The sequence below is a fragment of the Mycobacterium yunnanensis genome, from assembly GCF_025823185.1.
Taxonomy (GTDB): Bacteria; Actinomycetota; Actinomycetes; order Mycobacteriales; family Mycobacteriaceae; genus Mycobacterium; species Mycobacterium yunnanensis.
Map to the genome: position 1 here is coordinate 1,152,366 of NZ_JACKVK010000008.1, position 17,045 is coordinate 1,169,410.

15 protein-coding genes are annotated in these 17,045 nt (G+C 68.3%); 4 read left to right on the forward strand and 11 right to left on the reverse strand.

All coding sequences use genetic code 11. From position 1 onward, the window contains the following. Positions 1–12: 12 nt before the first annotated feature. From H7K45_RS15495 to hglS, 4 genes are all read right to left on the reverse strand, one after another. Positions 13–819, reverse strand: a complete 807-nt coding sequence (locus H7K45_RS15495) for an SDR family oxidoreductase (RefSeq protein ID WP_263996680.1) — start codon at positions 817–819, stop codon at positions 13–15. Between the two features lie 11 nt (positions 820–830). Then, entirely contained in the window at positions 831–2,744 is a 1,914-nt protein-coding gene (htpG, locus tag H7K45_RS15500) for a molecular chaperone HtpG (protein WP_263996681.1), read from the reverse strand. 89 nt (positions 2,745–2,833) lie between these two features. After that, the gene (gene amaB / locus H7K45_RS15505) at positions 2,834–4,369 is read right to left on the reverse strand and encodes an L-piperidine-6-carboxylate dehydrogenase (RefSeq protein ID WP_372512552.1); all 1,536 of its coding nucleotides are present in this window, start codon (positions 4,367–4,369) and stop codon (positions 2,834–2,836) included. Beyond that, positions 4,366–5,592, reverse strand: coding sequence for a 2-oxoadipate dioxygenase/decarboxylase (hglS, locus tag H7K45_RS15510; protein WP_263996682.1), 1,227 nt, complete (start codon positions 5,590–5,592; stop codon positions 4,366–4,368). Before hglS ends, amaB begins: the two co-directional genes overlap by 4 nt. An 87-nt stretch (positions 5,593–5,679) precedes the next feature. On the opposite strand from hglS, the gene H7K45_RS15515 reads away from it, so the two are divergent. Together H7K45_RS15515 and lat are read left to right on the forward strand one after the other, a co-directional pair. After that, positions 5,680–6,138 (forward strand): Lrp/AsnC family transcriptional regulator, encoded by a 459-nt coding sequence (locus H7K45_RS15515; protein ID WP_263996683.1) that lies wholly within the window; start codon positions 5,680–5,682, stop codon positions 6,136–6,138. Positions 6,139–6,190: 52 nt separating this feature from the next. Beyond that, positions 6,191–7,564, forward strand: coding sequence for an L-lysine 6-transaminase (gene lat / locus H7K45_RS15520; protein ID WP_263996684.1), 1,374 nt, complete (start codon positions 6,191–6,193; stop codon positions 7,562–7,564). 6 nt (positions 7,565–7,570) lie between these two features. Here the strand turns inward: lat and H7K45_RS15525 are convergent, their stop codons facing one another. From H7K45_RS15525 to H7K45_RS15535, 3 genes are read right to left on the reverse strand one after another with little or no spacing between them, the layout of a single operon-like run. Next, positions 7,571–8,128, reverse strand: coding sequence for a restriction endonuclease (locus H7K45_RS15525; RefSeq protein WP_263996685.1), 558 nt, complete (start codon positions 8,126–8,128; stop codon positions 7,571–7,573). Positions 8,129–8,178: 50 nt separating this feature from the next. Then, positions 8,179–10,848 carry a molybdopterin-dependent oxidoreductase gene (locus H7K45_RS15530; protein ID WP_263996686.1) on the reverse strand — a complete coding sequence of 890 codons (2,670 nt, stop codon included), beginning with the start codon at positions 10,846–10,848 and terminating at the stop codon, positions 8,179–8,181. Next, the gene (locus tag H7K45_RS15535) at positions 10,845–11,669 is read right to left on the reverse strand and encodes an FAD binding domain-containing protein (RefSeq protein ID WP_263996687.1); all 825 of its coding nucleotides are present in this window, start codon (positions 11,667–11,669) and stop codon (positions 10,845–10,847) included. The genes H7K45_RS15530 and H7K45_RS15535 overlap by 4 nt, the downstream gene beginning before the upstream one ends. 479 nt (positions 11,670–12,148) lie before the next feature. On the opposite strand from H7K45_RS15535, the gene H7K45_RS15540 reads away from it, so the two are divergent. Together H7K45_RS15540 and H7K45_RS15545 are read left to right on the forward strand one after the other, a co-directional pair. Then, complete coding sequence (locus H7K45_RS15540) at positions 12,149–12,583, forward strand: ATP-binding protein (protein WP_263996688.1); 435 nt, start codon at positions 12,149–12,151, stop codon at positions 12,581–12,583. Then, positions 12,580–13,368, forward strand: a complete 789-nt coding sequence (locus H7K45_RS15545; protein WP_263996689.1) for an RNA polymerase sigma factor SigF — start codon at positions 12,580–12,582, stop codon at positions 13,366–13,368. Before H7K45_RS15540 ends, H7K45_RS15545 begins: the two co-directional genes overlap by 4 nt. A gap of 4 nt (positions 13,369–13,372) precedes the next feature. On the opposite strand, the gene pucL is transcribed toward H7K45_RS15545, so the two are convergent. The 4 genes from pucL to H7K45_RS15565 are packed head-to-tail and all read right to left on the reverse strand — an operon-like array spanning position 13,373 to position 17,000. After that, complete coding sequence (gene pucL, locus H7K45_RS15550; RefSeq protein ID WP_263996690.1) at positions 13,373–14,272, reverse strand: factor-independent urate hydroxylase; 900 nt, start codon at positions 14,270–14,272, stop codon at positions 13,373–13,375. 3 nt (positions 14,273–14,275) lie between these two features. After that, on the reverse strand, positions 14,276–14,596 hold the full coding sequence (gene uraH, locus H7K45_RS15555) for a hydroxyisourate hydrolase (RefSeq protein ID WP_263996691.1): 321 nt from the start codon (positions 14,594–14,596) through the stop codon (positions 14,276–14,278). Positions 14,597–14,600: 4 nt separating this feature from the next. Continuing rightward, the gene (gene uraD / locus H7K45_RS15560) at positions 14,601–15,131 is read right to left on the reverse strand and encodes a 2-oxo-4-hydroxy-4-carboxy-5-ureidoimidazoline decarboxylase (protein WP_263996692.1); all 531 of its coding nucleotides are present in this window, start codon (positions 15,129–15,131) and stop codon (positions 14,601–14,603) included. Further along, positions 15,132–17,000: a solute carrier family 23 protein gene (locus H7K45_RS15565; RefSeq protein WP_263997029.1), complete on the reverse strand. Its 1,869-nt coding sequence runs from the start codon at positions 16,998–17,000 to the stop codon at positions 15,132–15,134. Between the last annotated feature and the right edge of the window lie 45 nt (positions 17,001–17,045).

Sequence of the window (17,045 nt, forward strand, 5' to 3'; positions counted from 1 at the left end):
CGCCGTCGCCGGTTAGCTCAGCGTGCCCTGGTAGCGCCGCATGCCCGCCAGCCAGCGCTCGTAGTCGTCGCCCTTGCGCCGGTACATGTCCAACACGGCGGGGTGCGGCAGCACCAGGAATCGGCCGTCGCGGACGGCGTCGACCGTCATGGCCGCCACTCGATCCGGGCCGATGACCTCGCCAGCAGTGGCGACCGCGGCCCCCGCCATCCTGGCCACCGGGTCGGGGGAGTCTCGGATGCCGCCCAACAGCGGCGTGTCCACGCCCATCGGGCACACGCACGACACGCCAATTCCGCTGTCGCCGTAAGTGACCGAGAGCCATTCGGCGAAGCCCACCGCGGCGTGCTTGGTCACCGAGTAGCCCGCGGCCCCCAGTTGGGTCAGCAGCCCTGCCGCCGACGCCACACTGACGAAATGGCCCTCGCCGCGCGCCACCCAGCCGGGCATCAGCGCCTTGGCCGCCCGCACGTGGGCGCGCAGGTTCACGTCGAGAACGGTGTCCCAGGCCGACTCGTCGTCACCGAGGCCAGGCGGACCCATGATGCCCGCGTTGGCGACGAAGACGTCGACCGGTCCGAATGCGTCCGCCGCGCGGTCGATGAGCGCGGCGACGCCGTCGACCGACGCCGCGTCGCCGACCACGCCGACCGCCGAACCGCCGGCTGCGGTGATCTGGTCGACCGTGTCGCGGACGCCGTCGGCGGCGAGGTCGCCGGCCACAACGGAGGCGCCGGCCGCGGCGAACGCGACCGAGAGTTCGCGACCGATGCCCGAACCGGCACCGGTGACGACGGCGACCGTGCCCTCGATCTGCATGACGCGGCCGCTCAGACCGTGCGCGCGAGCCGGTCGGCCAGCAGTGCCGCGAACCGGGCCGGATCGTCGAGCACCCCGCCCTCGGCGAGAAGTGCCGTCCCGTACAGCAATTCGGCGGTCTCGGCCAAGCCCTCGGACTCCTCCGAGGCGGCCAGGGCGTCGCGTAGGCCGGTCACCAGGGGGTGATCCGGGTTGAGTTCGAGGATGCGCTTGCCGACCGGCACCTCCTGACCCGAGGCGCGGTACATCCGCGCCAACTGGGGAGTGATGCCGAACGCGTCGGTGATGAGGCAGGCCGGTGACGACGTCAACCGCGTCGAGAGCCGCACCTCCTTGACATGCTCGGTCAGCGTCTCCTGCAACCAGGTCAACAGCGCGGCGAAGTCGCCACGCTGGGCGTCGTCGGAGTCGTCGTCGGAGGCGCCGAGATCCACCTCGCCCTTGGCCACCGACTGCAGCGCCTTGCCGTCGAACTCCGGCACCGATCCCACCCACACCTCGTCGACGGGATCAGTCAGCAGCAGCACCTCGTAGCCCTTGGCCTTGAACGCCTCCAGGTGCGGTGAGCGCTCGAGGAGATGGCGCGATTCGCCGGTGGCGTAGTAGATCTGGTCTTGGCCTTCCTTCATCCGGGAGACGTAGTCGGCGAGCGTGGTGGGCAGATCTGCGCTGAAGGTCGACGCGAACGACGACAGCCGCAGCAGGGCGTCGCGGTTGTCGGCATCGGAGATCAAGCCCTCCTTGACCACCCGGCCGAACTGCGTCCAGAAGGTCTGGTAGTCCTCGGGACGGTTGGCCTGCATCTCCTTGATGGTCGAGAGCACCTTGCGGGTGAGGCTGCGACGGATCACCTTGATCTGGCGGTCCTGCTGCAGGATTTCCCGAGACACGTTGAGCGACATGTCCTGTGCGTCGACGACGCCCTTGAGGAAGCGCAAGTACTCCGGTACCAACTCGTCGCAGTCGCCCATGATGAACACGCGCTTGACGTAGAGCTGGACGCCGGTCTGCCCGTCGCGGTTGAACACGTCGAAGGGCGCCATCGACGGAATGAACAGCAGCGCCTGGTATTCGAAGGTGCCCTCGGCCTTCATCGCGATGACTTCGAGTGGTTCGTCCCACGCGTGGGCGATGTGCTTGTAGAACTGGGCGTACTCCTCGTCGGAGACCTCGCTCTTGGGCTTGGCCCACAGCGCCGTTCGCGAGTTGATCGTCTCGGTCTCGACCGTGACGGTGGGCTCCCCGCCGTCCTCGGCCGGCGCGGTCTTCTCGACGTCCATCCGGATCGGCCACGAGATGAAGTCGGAGTACTTCTTGACCAGTTCCCGGATCTTCCACGGAGAGGTGTAGTCGTGCAGCTCGTCGTCGGCGTCGGCGGGCTTGAGGTGCAGCGTCACCGAGGTGCCCTGCGGCGCGTCGTCGATCTCGGAGATGGTGTAGGTGCCGTCACCGCTGGATTCCCAACGCGTGGCCGACGTCTCGCCGGCCTTGCGGGTCAACAACACGACGGAATCGGCCACCATGAACGTGGAGTAGAAGCCGATGCCGAACTGTCCGATCAGCTGCTCGGCGTCGGTGGCCTTGTCGGCCTCCCCGAGCTTCTTGCGCAGCTCGCCCGTTCCGGACTTGGCCAGGGTGCCGATCAGGTCGACCACTTCGTCGCGCGTCATGCCGATGCCGTTGTCGCGGACGGTCAGCGTGCGCGCGTCCGCGTTGGCCTCGAGCTCGACGTGCAGATCCGAGACGTCGACGTCGAGGTCCTTGTCGCGGAACGCCTCCAGGCGCAGCTTGTCGAGTGCGTCGGAGGCGTTGGATATCAGCTCCCGCAGGAAGGAGTCCTTGTTGGAGTAGATGGAGTGCACCATCAGCTGCAGCAGCTGACGGGCCTCGGCCTGGAATTCCCTCTGTTCGACGTGCTCGGTCACGCCGCGATGATACCTAGCCGCGAACGTCGAGTTTCCGTCGCCATCGGGGGTCCGCGGCGACCGAAACTCGACGTTCGACGACGACGTGCCTAGCCGAAGTGCACGCCCTGGGCCAGCGGCAGCTCGGAGCTGTAGTTGACGGTGTTGGTGGCCCGCCGCATGTAGGCCTTCCAGGAATCCGACCCCGATTCGCGGCCCCCGCCGGTCTGCTTCTCACCGCCGAACGCACCGCCGATCTCGGCCCCCGAGGTGCCGATGTTGACGTTGGCGATACCGCAGTCGGACCCGTCGGCAGCCATGAAGCGCTCGGCTTCGCGCATGTCGGTGGTGAAGATCGCCGACGAAAGGCCCTGGGGAACGGCGTTGTTGAGTTCGATGGCCTCGTCGAGGGTGTCGTAGGTCAGCACGTAGAGGATTGGTGCGAACGTCTCGTCGTGGACCACTGCGGTCTGCGACGGCATCCGCACGACCGCGGGTTCCACGTAGAACGACCCCTCACCCAGCTCGCGGCGGGCGCCACCGGTGACCACGCCACCGTCGGCGGAGGCCTTCTCCAGCGCGCCCACCATGTCGCGGTAGGAGCGTTCGTGGATGAGCGGTCCGACGAGCGTGCCGTCGGAGGACGGGTCGCCGATAGGGAGGCTGCGGTACGCCGCGGTGATGCGGTCGACCAGGGCGTCGACGACCGACGTGTGGGCGATCACGCGGCGCAGCGTCGTGCAGCGCTGACCCGCGGTACCGGCTGCCGAGAACACGATGCCCCGCACGGCGAGGTCGAGGTCGGCCGACGGCGTGACGACGGCCGCGTTGTTGCCGCCGAGTTCCAGCAGCGACTTGCCGAAGCGCTGGGCGACGCGGGGCCCGACCTGCTGGCCCATCCGCACCGACCCGGTCGCACTGACAAGCGCGACCCGGGGATCGTCGACGAGTTGCTCGCCGATCTCCCTGCCACCCTGGATCAGTCGCGCCACGTTCGTCGGCGCGCCGACATCGGCGGCGGCCCGCTCGATCAGCGCCTGGCAGGCGACGGCCGTCAACGGGGTGAGTTCCGAGGGCTTCCACACCACCGTGTCACCGCACACCAGGGCGACCGCGGTGTTCCACGCCCATACCGCGACCGGGAAGTTGAAGGCGGTGATGACGCCGACGACGCCGAGCGGATGCCAGGTCTCCATCAGGCGGTGGCCCGGCCGCTCCGAGGCGATGGTGCGCCCGTACAGCTGCCGCGACAGGCCGACCGCGAACTGGCAGATGTCGATCATCTCCTGCACCTCGCCCAGGGCTTCGGAGGTGATCTTGCCCGCTTCGATGGTGACCAGGGCGCCGACGTCGGCCTCGTGCTCGACGAGCAGTTCGCCGAGCCTGGCGACCAGGGCCCCGCGCACGGGGGCGGGCGTCACCCGCCACGCCGCGAACGCCACCGCCGCGTCGGCGATGGCGGCGCCCGCCTGCTCCTGGGTGGTCTCGGTGACGGTGAACAACACGTCACCGGTCACGGGGGTGCTGGCCTGCAGGCCCGGGCCGCCCGGCTCGCCGAGCTCGACGGTGGAGCCGACGGCCTTCAGCGCGGCGCGGGCCCGGTCACGGAGCACGTCGGCGGTGGGAAGGGCGGGGGTGGAAGTCACTCTGTGGCTGCTTTCTCGTAGAGGTCGTAAGGGTCGTGGACGTGCTGGCCGATGGCACCGGCCAACCAGGTCAGGTCGTAGGCGACGTCACCGGTGACGTCGGACGGACGCCGGCCCGGCGTGGGCTCGGCGTCGAGGTTGGATCGAAAGATGCCCGCGGCCGAAACCGGCAGGAAGTCTTCGTAGACAACGGGTTTGGTGGGATCGCCGCCCCGGTAGTAGGCCAGACCCGCGGCGGCCAGTTCGGCATGCGAGGACGGGAAGTGCTCGGTCCACGCCGACGCGGGATCGTCCTCACTCATCGCGAGGTCGTAGCGCTCGCGGCCGGCGCGGGTCAGCGCGACGCCGCGAGCCTCCACCTCGCCGAAGCGGACCCGCAGGGTGCCCTCGGTCACGGCACCGCCAGCATCGCGGAATCGGCGCGGCTCGGCGAGCGCGCGAAACGACGTCTGGCGCAGCAGGACCGCGGGCCCGCCGGTGCGGGGTGGACCCTGGATGGCCCGCGTCATGGCGACACCCCTGGCGACCATGCGGCGGTACAGCTCGTCGATGTCGAGGACGCGGGGCGTCAGATGGTTGACGTGGGTACTCCGCACCCCGGCGATGTCGGCTGCCACGGCGGACACCTGCGCCAATTCGTCGTACCACCCGGCGTCAATGGGATCGCGAGACAGGGCGAACGCATCCACCGCCCGTCCGACGAACTGGTCGGCGACCTCGGGTCGGCACCCTCCGTCGGCGGTGATGTTCCGCGCCATGGCGATCAACGCGGGGTCGAAGAGCTCACGCGCATCGAGGAACCGGTCGACGCGCGCCCTGAGTTCTGGCTCGAAGAAGCTGCTGTCGGCGGTGGCGAGCATCGAGGTGAACACGCGAAAGGGGTTGTGCGCCAACTCGTCGGTGTCGATCGGGCGAAACGCGGTGGAGACCACGGGGACCGGGTGCGCAGCCTCGCGCAGGTCGTAGAAGCCGACGGGGTGCATTCCGAAGGCGGCGAACAGAGCTGCGACGTCGGCGAGTTCGCGTGGGCTGCCCACCCGGATGGCACCGTGGCGTTCGGCGGTCACGCGCTCGATCGAGCCCAGTGCGTCGTCGCGTCGGTGGTCGCGGTTGACCTCCGTGCTCACCTCGACCAGCGTGGTGTAGGCAGGCACCTCGGCGCCGTACATGGCCGAGAGCGCCGCGGCGAAGCGGCTCCTCAGGTCGGTGGTCGTCACGTTCATCTGGCGCTACCCACTCCCCGGGTCGCCACGCTCTCCTCCGCAAGCGGGGGGACCCCCGGCGCCGAACCCCTGGGATAGTCTCCGGCCATGGATGCGTCCGACGACCTAGACGACATCGACCGCACCTTGGTTCGGGAGCTGCTGGCCGACGGACGGGCCACGCTGGCCCACCTCGCCGCGAGTGCAGGCCTGTCGGTGTCGGCGGTGCAGTCCCGCGTGCGGCGGCTCGAGACGCGCGGCGTGGTGACGGGGTACCACGCCCGGATCGACCCCGAGGCCGTCGGAAACATGCTGTCGGCGTTCGTGTCCATCACCCCTATCGACCCCTCTCAACCCGATGACGCTCCCGCGCGACTCGAACACATCGCGGCCGTCGAGTCGTGTCACTCGGTGGCCGGGGACGAAAGCTACGTCCTCCTGGTGCGTGTCCGGTCGGCGCGGGCGCTCGAAGACTTGCTGCAACAGATCCGTACGGCAGCCAACGTCCGCACCCGAAGCACCATCATCTTACAGACTTTTTACGAAGGTCGCGACGTCCTGCCGTAGAAAATCCTGCCTAGGCTCGCGGAAGCCGTAAAAGTTCCGTTAAGATGCCGGCATGACCGCTGTCCTGCCTTCCCGCGCCACATCCGCCGTCGCCTCTCGAGCCGTGGCGCCCGACGACGTCCGCGAGGTGCTCAGCCGCAGCATCCTGGCCGACGGCCTCGACTTCGTGCTCGACGTCGACCGTTCGGCCGGGTCGCACCTCGTCGACGCCCGCACCGGCGAGAGCTACCTGGACATGTTCACGTTCTTCGCCTCGTCGGCGCTGGGCATGAACCACCCGTCGCTCGCCGACGACCCGGCGTTCCGCGCCGAACTCGCCGCCGCGGCGGTCAACAAGCCGAGCAACTCCGACGTCTACAGCGTCCCGATGGCCCGATTCGTCGAGACCTTCGACCGGGTGCTTGGCGACCCGGCGCTGCCGCATCTGTTCTTCGTCGACGGCGGCGCGCTCGCCGTGGAGAACGCCCTCAAGGTCGCCTTCGACTGGAAGAGCCGGCTCAACGAGGCCAAGGGTGTCAGCCCGGCGCTGGGCACCAAGGTGCTCCACCTGGAGGGCGCCTTCCACGGACGCAGCGGCTACACGCTGTCGCTGACCAACACCGACCCCAACAAGGTGGCCCGGTTCCCCAAGTTCGACTGGCCGCGCATCGCTTCGCCGTACGTGCGACCCGGTGCAGACGTCGAGCAGCTCGAGGCCGAGTCGCTGCGGCAGGCCCGCGCGGCGTTCGAGGCCAACCCGCACGACGTGGCGTGCTTCATCGCCGAGCCGATCCAGGGGGAGGGCGGCGACCGTCACATCCGGCCCGAATTCTTCGCCGCCATGCGTGACCTGTGCGACGAGTTCGACGCCCTGTTCATCTTCGACGAGGTGCAGACGGGGTGCGGCATGACCGGAACCGCCTGGGCCTACCAGCAATTGGGCGTCACGCCCGACGTCGTCGCCTTCGGCAAGAAGACGCAGGTATGCGGTGTGATGGCGGGCGGTCGCGCTCGCGAGGGGCACAGCAGGACCCGGGTCGACGACGTGGCCGACAACGTCTTCGCCGTCAGCTCGCGCATCAACTCCACCTGGGGCGGCAACCTGACCGACATGGTTCGGGCGCGGCGCATCCTCGAGACCATCGAGGACGAGGCACTCGTGCCGCGGGCGGCAGAGCTGGGCCGGCACTTGCTGGGCCGACTGACGGATCTGGCCGCGGAGTTCCCGGGCCTCGTCGTCGACCCCCGCGGACGCGGGCTGATGTGCGCGTTCAGCATGCCCACCGCCGGACAGCGCGACGCGCTGATCGCGGCGCTGTGGGATCGTCGGGTCATCATGCTCGCCAGTGGTCCAGACAGCGTGCGCTTCCGGCCCGCACTCACCGTCACCCGCGGTGAGCTCGACGCCGCGGTCGACGCGGTGCGGTCGGTGCTGGCCCGACTCTGAGGCCGTCTAGCGGTCCGGTGCGGTGAGCCTGCGGATCGTAGAACCGAGCCGCACTAGCCCGTCGCCGCCGACGAGGACGCACCCGTGCCGCTCGGCGAGTCGTCGGGCGGCGGGGGTGAAGTCGTGGTTGGTGACGACCATGGTGTGCGCGCAGTCGTGCATCGCGGCGCCGGCCACGACCTCCTGCACGGCGCCCGAGCCGACCGGCCGGGACTGCCGCTTGCATTGAATGGCAAGGCGGTTGGGTCGCCGCCCGACGACCAGGTCGACGCCGAAGTCACCCGTCGTCGCGGTCATGATCACCGAGGCGCCGCTGGACCTGGCGATGCGCGCCACGTGGTCCTCGAACTCGGTGCCGGTCATGGCCTGCTTGGCGACGGCCGGATCCTCCCGCGCCGCCGGTGTGCGGGCGCCGCGCAGCACGCCCACCAGGAAGGCCGGCAGTGCAGGCACCAGCACGGCGGCGACGATGCTCCACCGCAGATCCAGCCCCGCCACGTGCGCGGCGATGCCCGCGGCGACCGCCACCACGACATACGTCTTCCACGCGTTGGCCCTCCACACGCTGGGAATGCTAAGCGGCCCGACCGACAGTCCGACGGCACGAGCCGACGTCAGCCCTGCAACGCCCGCCACACCCGCGCGGGTGTCATGGGCAACCGGTGCAGACGTGCACCGCAGGCCCTCGCGATGGCGTTGGCCAGCGCCGGAGCCACCGGGTTGTACGGCGACTCGCTCATCGACTTCGCCCCGAACGGGCCCAGCGCGTCGTAGGTGTCGGCGAAGTACACCTCGGTTGCCGGGACATCGGCGAGCTGCGGAATGTGGTAGTTGCGTAGGGCATTCGTCGTGACGGCGCCGTCAGGGCCGGTGCGCATCTCTTCGTAGAGTGCGCCGCCGATGCCCTGGGCCACACCGCCCTCCACCTGGCCGCGGCACTGCTCGGGATTCATCACCACGCCCGCGTCGGCCGCGTGCACCGAAGCCAGGATGCGCACCTCCCCGGTGCTGACGTCGACCGCGACGCGGAACCCCTGCACGTTGAACGCCACCGACCGAGGCGTGCCCTCGTGGCGCCCGTGACCCGTCAGCGGCCGCAGGTCCGGGGTGGCGACGAGTGACGCTCGCAAGTCCTCGCACGCTGCCTTGACGGCCAGTCCGGCGACCACCGTGCCGGCCGAGCCGAACGCGCCGGTGTCGTACGTCGTTGCGTCCGTGTCGGATTGACGGAGGTGAACGCGCCCGACGTCGACGCCGAGCTCGGAGGCCACGATCTGACAGTGCACGGTGGACGTGCCGTTGCCAAACTCGGCGGTGCCCACCGACAGCGTCACGTTGCCGTCACGGTCGAGGGTGACGGAGGCGTCTGCGAAGTGACCGCGCGGTGGGATGGTGGCGATCATCGCCAGGGCGACGCCCTCGCCGACCTTCCACTGGTCACCCTTGGGCGGGGGTGTGCCCCCACCCGCGGCCAACGCGCCTTGGACGAGGTCGAGGCACTGGTCGAGCCCGTAGCTGCCGTAGGTCAGGTCGTCGTCGGCGACGTGGGCGTCGGTGAAGGGATCGCCAGGGACGACGACGTTGCGCCGCCGGAGGTCGAACGGGTCGATGCCGAGTCGCTCGGCGAGCTGATCCAGCGCCGACTCGACGGCGAAGATGACCTGCCCGAGTCCGTACCCGCGGAACGCACCGGAGGGAATGTTGTTGGTGTACACCGCCTGTGCGTCGACCCGCTTGTTCGCGCAGCGGTACACCGAGACCGATTCACTGCACCCGTGGAACATGACGCCGGGGCTGTGGTTGCCGTAGGCGCCCGCGTCGACCAGCACGTCGACCGACAAGGCGGTCAACACCCCGTCCGGGCCCGCCGCCACGGTGGCGTCCACGCGGAAGGGATGACGGCATGGCGCCGAGGTGAACTCGTCGGAGCGGCTGAATTCGTAGCGCACCGGTTTGTCGAGTCGGAGCACCGCCAGGGTGACGAGATCTTCGGCCAGCATCTCCTGCTTTCCGCCGAAACCCCCTCCGAGGCGACGGGTGAAGACGTGGACGGCGTCACGTTCCAGTCCGAACACGTGACAGAGCTCGTCGCGGACCAGGAACGGCACCTGAGAGCTGGTGCGAATCACCAAGCGTCCGTTCTCGTCCCGCCATCCGGTGCACCCGTGGGTCTCCAGATGGACGTGCTGGACGCGCCCGGTGTGCCAGCGTCCGCGGACGACCGCGCCGCCGGACCGTTCGGCCTGGGCCACCCCGGCCCCGACGTCGCCGACGCCGCCGTGCACCTCGGCGACGATGTTGCGCGTCGCGTTGGCAATGCGCGCGTCGACGTCCTTGTCGGCGTGCAGCAACGGGGCGCCGTCGGCCCTGGCGAACTCCGGGTCGAACACCGCCGGGAGTTCCTCGTACTCGACGCGGATGGCGCGACAAGCACTCTCGGCGATCGCCTGCGTGTCGGCGACCACGGCGGCCACCCGCTGGCCGACGAAGCGAACGGTGTCGTCGAGCACGACGGTGTCGTCGGGATCGTCGAGTCGACTGTCGTGGCGTGCCGTGGAGAACGCCACGGCGGGGCTGTCATGGTGGGTCAGCACGAGGTGCACGCCGGGCATCCGTCGAGCCTCGGCCGTGTCGAGCGACGTGATCCGCGCGTGGGCCACGGGACTGCGCACCACCGCGAGGTGAAGCAAGCCGGCGACGTCGTGATCCATCGTGTACTGCTCGGTCCCCGTGACGACGCGCAAGCCCGCCGGGGCGGCGACGGATTCCCCGGTGGCGCCGGACTTCTTGGTGTTGACCGTGCCCGCCAGCGCGTCGGTGATCGCGCGGTACCCCGTGCACCGGCACAGGTTGCCCTTCAGATTCTGAGGCAGGTCGTCGCGTTGCTCGGCAGTCAGCGCCGACGCGGTGGTGATCATGCCCGCGGTGCAGAAGCCGCATTGGAAACCCGCCGCCTCGACGAATTGGCGTTGCAGGGCGTGCGGTCGTTCAGGAGTGCCGAGGCCCGCGACCGTCGTCACGTTGTGGCCGACGGCCCGGAACGCGGGATAGATGCACGAATGCACCGGCGCCCCGTCGACCAGCACCGAGCATGCCCCGCAATCGCCCCCGTCGCAGCCCTTCTTGACCTCGAAACGCCCGTGGTCGCGGAGGTAGGTGCGCAGGCACTGGCCGGGCCGGGGATCCCCTTGCAATTCCTCGCCGTTGACGGTGACCGATGCGCGATCCCGCTCCGCTTCTCGCTCGACCGATGCGCGATCCCGCTCCGCTTCTCGCTCGGTCATCGGGACAGCTCCGCGCAGATCTGCTCCGCCAGCACCAAGGACACCCCGCGGCGCCAATCGGGATCACCATGCGGATCGTCGGTCCAGGCGTCGTCGGGAATGTCCGCATGTGCCTGCCGCACGGCCTCGGCGTCGACCGAAGCCAGGGTGAAGACGTAGGGCCGCACCGTCGCCGCGGTGATCGACAGGACGAACGAGCCGTCGTCGTCGACGCGCCCGATGACGACGATGCCCGACCGACCCAGCGGCGAGGGAGCCAGCTTGCGGAACGCGGTCCGCCCGTGCAATGCCGCGGCAGGCACGTGGATCGAACGCACCACGTCGCCGACCGACAGCACGTTGCGAGAATCGCCGGTGACGAACTCGGCCACGGGTAGCCGGTAGTCGTCACCAGTAGCGCGCCACACCAGGACCTCGCCGTCGAGGGCGGAGCCCAACGAGATCATCGACCCGGCCGGAAAGGACAGGCACAGGTTGCCGCCGACGGTTGCCTCGCCCCAGATCTTGAACGACGCCAGCAACGCGGTGCAGCACTGATGCAACAGCGGGGCTGCCAACCAGTGTGGGTGGGTCCGCCCCAATTCGGCGGACAGGGCGGACACCTGGGCCACGGTGCAGGTCGCGGCCAGTTCGACGCCGTCGTCGGTCACCGTGATCGGCGCCCACCCCAATGCGGAGAGGTCGACGAGCCGTCGGGTCTGTAGCTGCGGTTCGGAAAACAGCCAGGTGCCCCCGGCCAGGACGGCGTCCGACGGCCCGATCGGCCACAACTCGTCGCGTCGGCGGGGCGCGCTGATCGTCTCGACGGTGGTCAGGTCCACTCTTCGACGGTAGCCATCTGATGCAATGCCCGCACGTCGTGCGGCCGGACTCTTGGCGCCTCGGCGGCTTCGGCGTCGGCGCGAGCGGCCGCGCCATCGCGAGAGAGAGCGTCATTGCCGGTCACGGTGCCCGCGACTTCCTGGTCTCTACTGCCGGACGGGCACACTGTCGGTGTGCGCGTCGCACAGCGGGCCCCGTGGGGGTACACGATGGCGCCAATACCGTTGGTTTCCGCGCGTTTTCGGACCTCGGCGCACGACGCCCCGAAGGCGGCGAGGGTTTAGCCACAATTCCCTTGGGCACTCACAGCGCGAGTAGTCGTATCAATCGAGCGGGAGGCGGGGCGACGTCATGACCACGAGTCCGATCGAGTCGTGTACCCGTGGCACCCGTCGGCCGGTATCCGGTGACGGGAGTGCTGGTGGTTAACCAAGAGCCACCTCGGGGTAATCTCGCGTGGAGATCACATGGAGGGCGCGTGTCAGACGGTGAGTACGGCCACGGCAGCGGGCACAGAAGCTCGCGATCAGTGGAGGTTCGAGTCGCAGCCAAGTTGGAGAATTTGGCTGTGCTTCGCACGGTGGTCGGTGCCGTAGGCACCTACGAAGACTTGGACTTCGACAGCGTGGCAGACCTTCGCTTGGCGGTGGACGAGGCCTGCACCCGGCTCATCCGGTCCGCCACGTCGGACGCCACCCTCGTACTCGTGGTGCATCCACTCGAGGAGCAACTCGTCGTCGACGTCTCCACGGCGTGCTCGTCGCCGGACATCGTCGTGCCCGGCAGTTTCAGCTGGCACGTGTTGAGCTCCCTGACCGACGAGGTCAGCACCTTCCACGACGGTCATGGCCCCGAGGATTCGCACATCTTCGGGATCTCCTTGACGACGAGGCGAGCGAGCTCGCTGAGGTGACGACGTCGTCCTCCCGGGGTTCGGCGTCACGCTCGAATTCCGAATATGCGGACGTGGTCGACATGTTCCGCACCCTGCAGGGGCTCGACGAGGGCTCCGCGAAGTTCCTTCGCCAGCGAGACGCCATCGTGGAGCGATGCCTCCCGCTGGCCGACCACATCGCCCGCCGTTTCGACGGTCGTGGTGAGCCACGCGACGACCTGGTGCAGGTGGCGCGCGTCGGGTTGGTCAACGCGGTAATCCGGTTCGACGTGGACGCGGGATCGGACTTCGTGTCCTTTGCCGTGCCCACGATCATGGGCGAGGTCCGGCGTCACTTCCGCGACAACAGCTGGTCGGTGAAGGTGCCGCGGCGGCTCAAGGAATTGCACCTACGGCTCGGCGCTGCGACCGCTGAGCTGTCGCAGAAACTGGGACGCGCGCCCACTCCGTCGGAGCTCGCCGCCGAGCTCGAGATGGACCGTGACGAGATCGTCGAGGGCCTGGTAGCCGGCAGCTCGTACAACACACTGTCGATCGACGGAGCCGGCGGTGGCACCGAGGAGGCGCCCGCGATTGCCGACACCCTCGGCGACGTCGACCTCAACCTCGACCAGATCGAGAACCGGGAGTCGTTGCGGCCCTTGCTCGCAAGCCTTCCCGAGCGGGAACGCCAAGTCCTGCTGCTGCGCTTCTTCGAATCGATGACCCAGACCCAGATTGCCGAGCGGGTGGGGATATCGCAGATGCACGTCTCACGTCTGCTCGCGAAATCCCTGGCACGCCTGCGCGATCAGTTGGAGTAGACCGCTAGGGGAGCCACCCCCGGTAGGCGTCCCATGCCGCGCCGGCAGGGGGAGCGTCATCCCTGGTGACCGTGGCCTGGATGAGTCCGTAGGGCCGGTCGTCGGCGTTGAACACTTCGTTGTCGTTGGTGAGTCCGAACGGTGTGAGGTCGTAGACGAAGTGGTGCTTGTTCGGCGCCGAGAGCCGGATCTCCGCGATGAACGGGTAGGTCTCCAGAACCGCCTTGCCCATCTCGAACAGGGTCTGCTGTAGGGCACGTGACTGCACCACCGCGAATTGCTTGACCAGTTGAGTCTTGACGCCGACATAGGTGGGTTCCCAGTCGACGTCGGTCGTGGTGAACCGCCATTGGGCGACCAGCGAGGTCGCCATCACGCGGTCGTGGGTCGGTTCCAGCACGGTGTACGGATCGGTTAGGAACCCGGCGAATTCGGAACCGGTCGACTTCAGGATGACCATGTCCTTGAGTCCGCTGACGACGGTCTCGCCGTCGGCGTCGACGGTGATCGCGGCGGTGCGGATCTCTTGACCCTTGCGCACCCAGGTGTGGTCGTGCTCGACGCCGTCGACGACCGCCCGTTCCCAGGCGTACTCCTCGAGTTCGACCCGGGCGCCGTCCACCGGGCCGACGTCGGCGACGAAGTGCCGGGCCAGGGCCAGACCGTAGTCTTCCACCGACAGCAGACCCTTCTCCTTCGCGTAGGCGTAGGCGGTCTGCTTCTGGGTGTCGGTGGGCAGCACCGACGATTGATCGCCGGTCAGGTGCGCGGCGCTGAAATCGCCTCGTAGACAGGTGGTTACGTTGACGTCGTGGATCTCGTGACGCGGGGTGTCGCGGTAGACTCTGACCACGCGGGTCTCGGCCTTGCCGTACTGGTTGCCACCCAGGATGATCTCGGACACCGTTCAGCTCCCTCTATAGGTGGAATAGGCGAATGGCGAGAGCAGTACCGGAACATGGTATTTGCCTGTCGCATCGGTGATCTCGAAGGCGACGATCACCTCCGGGTAGAACGTCGCGACGTCGAGTGCGGCGAAGTAGGCACCGGTGCCGAAGTGCAGTCGATACACCCCGCTGGGCAGGTCGCCGCCCAACTGCGCGACGCGGCCGTCGTCATCGGTGGTCCCCGTGGACATGGGTTCACCGTTGGAGCCGGTGAGCGTGACGGCGACGCCGACGGCAGGTCTGCCGGACATTGCGTCGAGGACGTGAGTGGACAGGCTCATGTGGTCATCTTGCCTCGGCGTCGGCAGACGGCTCGCTCAGGAGGCGTTCGAGTCGAAGCCGGTTGATCTTGGCGAGCTCGCTGCGCATCACGCGGCGTTCGGTCGCGGGATCGTTGTGGAGGCGCTCGGTGAGAATGGCCAGCAGTTCCTCGGCCGAGCGTCCGCTGGCGCACACCAGGTAGACGTACCCGAACTTGTCGTCGTATTCGGCGTTCTTGGCGGCCAATTCGGCCTTGACGGAGTCCCCGGCCGTCGTCACCGCCGCTTGTTCGCGCGCCGAGGATGCGTTGTCGACCTTGGCGCCAATTCGTGGATGACCGTCCAGGGCGGCGTCGATCTCGGCGTCGGGCAGTTCGGCCAGCACCCGGTCGGCGCGGTCGAGCAGTGCGTCGACGTCGCGAAACGGCGCGCCCGCGAGTACCCGTCGCGCCCAGATGGTGGACGAGCACACGCCGAACAGCACGTTCATCTGCTGTCGATCGCTCAGCCGGGTGAAGCCGTCCAGGCCCAGTCTGTCTCGGGGCAACCCAGACATCTACTGCAGTTCGTTGAGCCGGCCGAACCGCGCTGCGGCAATCGGATTGGCGTCGGCCACCAGGTCGTCGAAACGGTAGTTTGCAATCTTGGCGATTTCGATGAGCGCGAACGCACGCTCGGCGGCAGGGGAGTTGTCGATTCGCGACCAGCCGTTCTTGAGGACCCGGTCGAATCGCTCGGTCTCGCGGGCGCAGATGATCAGCGGAAAGCCGAAGTGCTCGCGGTACGCGCCGGCCAGATCCACGACGTCATTGTGGTCGTCCTCGTCGAGATTGGACAACGCGACGTGGTCGACGGCCAACGCGTGCCCCGTCTCGTCCTCGGCGCCGAGGTCGTGAAAGGCGCCGAGCAGCTCGTCTTGTTGCTCCTTCGTGCCCGTCAGCACCGCATCCTGAAAGGCCTCCCGCAGCGCGGTGGTGCCGGCGAACGGTCGCTGCTCGAAGGCGCGGTCCACTGCCCACGGCACGTCCTGCACCACGTGACCGAACACCTCCGTGAAACGGTCCTTGGTCATCGAGTTGACCTCGTCGAGGGTGATCGAACCGCCGCCGGCGACCCGCGGACCGCGCGAGCCGGTGTGGAAGAACACGATGTTGAGCAGGATCGCCGCGACCGCGCCGATGCTGATGCCGCTGCCGAAGATCAGGTTCAGGCCCGTCGGCATGGCCTTGGCGAGGTCGGGATAGCTCGTAACCCACAGCGCCAGCGCAAGACTGGTGGTGACGATGATGAGGTTGCGGTGGTCGGTGAAGTCGACCTTGCCGAGGGTCTGGATGCCGACGACGGCGACGGTGGCGAACAACGTCAGCGCGGCGCCGCCCAGGACCGGATTGGGGATCGATGCGACGATCGCGGCGACCTTGGGGAGGAAGCCCAGGATGATCATGATGACGCCGGCCGCAGCGACCACCCACCGGCTCTTGACTCCGGTGAGGCGCACCAGGCCGACGTTCTCGGAGAACGCGGTGTACGGAAACGAGTTGAAGATGCCGCCGATCGTGGTCGCCACTCCGTCTGCTCGCAGCACGTTGCCGATGTCGGAGGCCTTTACGCGCTTGCCGACGATCTCGCCGGTCGCGATCGTGCTGCCGGTGGATTCGACCGCGGTGATCAGCAGCACGATGATCATGGTGAGACACGCGACGAAGTCGAACTTGGGCAGGCCGAACAGGAACGGCGGCGTGAAGCCGAATGCCGACGCCTGGCCCACCTTGTCGAAGTTCATGTCGCCGAGGGCAAAGGCCACCACACAGCCGACGACGAGCCCGAGCAGTACCGCGATGGTCGCCAGGAAACCACGGAACAGGCGCTGGATGCCCACGATGACGGCGATGGTGCCCAAGGCGTAGAGGAACCAGCGGATGTTGGCCGGATCGGGTTCGTGCGTCGCGGGGTTGGTGACGGCGTCCAGAGCCCCGACGGGCACCAGGCACAGGCCGATGATGGTGATCAGGGTGCCGGTCACCACGGGCGGGAAGAACCGGAGAAGCTTGATGAAGACGGGAGCGATCAGGAACGTGAAGACACCTGCGACGATCACCGCGCCGTAGACGTACAGGAGGCTCGGTGCGCCGCCGCCGTTGGCCAGGCCGATCGCGATGATCGGCGAGACTCCTGCGAACGTCACGCCCTGCAGCAGCGGCAGACGTACGCCGATCTTCCAGAAGCCGACGGCCTGGATGATCGAGGCGATCCCGCACGTGAACAGGTCGGCGGTGATGAGCTTGACGAGTTGGTCGGGGGGCAGGTCGACGGCGCCCGCGATGATGATGGGCACCAGCACCGCGCCCGCGTAGAACGCGACGACGTGCTGAAACCCGTAGGTGGCGAGTTTCGGGAGCGGCAGCATCTCGTCGACGGGGTGCATGCGCTTCCTGTCGGTGCTCAGTGGCGGGGCTGACCGTGGGGTGGA

Excerpts from the sequence above, each read along its gene's own strand:
- H7K45_RS15495 (WP_263996680.1), bottom strand. The coding sequence starts at position 819 with ATGCAGATCGAGGGCACGGTCGCCGTCGTCACCGGTGCCGGTTCGGGC.
- hglS (WP_263996682.1), bottom strand. The coding sequence starts at position 5,592 with ATGAACGTGACGACCACCGACCTGAGGAGCCGCTTCGCCGCGGCGCTC.
- H7K45_RS15515 (WP_263996683.1), top strand. The coding sequence starts at position 5,680 with ATGGATGCGTCCGACGACCTAGACGACATCGACCGCACCTTGGTTCGG.
- lat (WP_263996684.1), top strand. The coding sequence starts at position 6,191 with ATGACCGCTGTCCTGCCTTCCCGCGCCACATCCGCCGTCGCCTCTCGA.
- H7K45_RS15530 (WP_263996686.1), bottom strand. The coding sequence starts at position 10,848 with ATGACCGAGCGAGAAGCGGAGCGGGATCGCGCATCGGTCGAGCGAGAA.
- uraH (WP_263996691.1), bottom strand. The coding sequence starts at position 14,596 with ATGAGCCTGTCCACTCACGTCCTCGACGCAATGTCCGGCAGACCTGCC.
- uraD (WP_263996692.1), bottom strand. The coding sequence starts at position 15,131 with ATGTCTGGGTTGCCCCGAGACAGACTGGGCCTGGACGGCTTCACCCGG.
- H7K45_RS15565 (WP_263997029.1), bottom strand. The coding sequence starts at position 17,000 with ATGCACCCCGTCGACGAGATGCTGCCGCTCCCGAAACTCGCCACCTAC.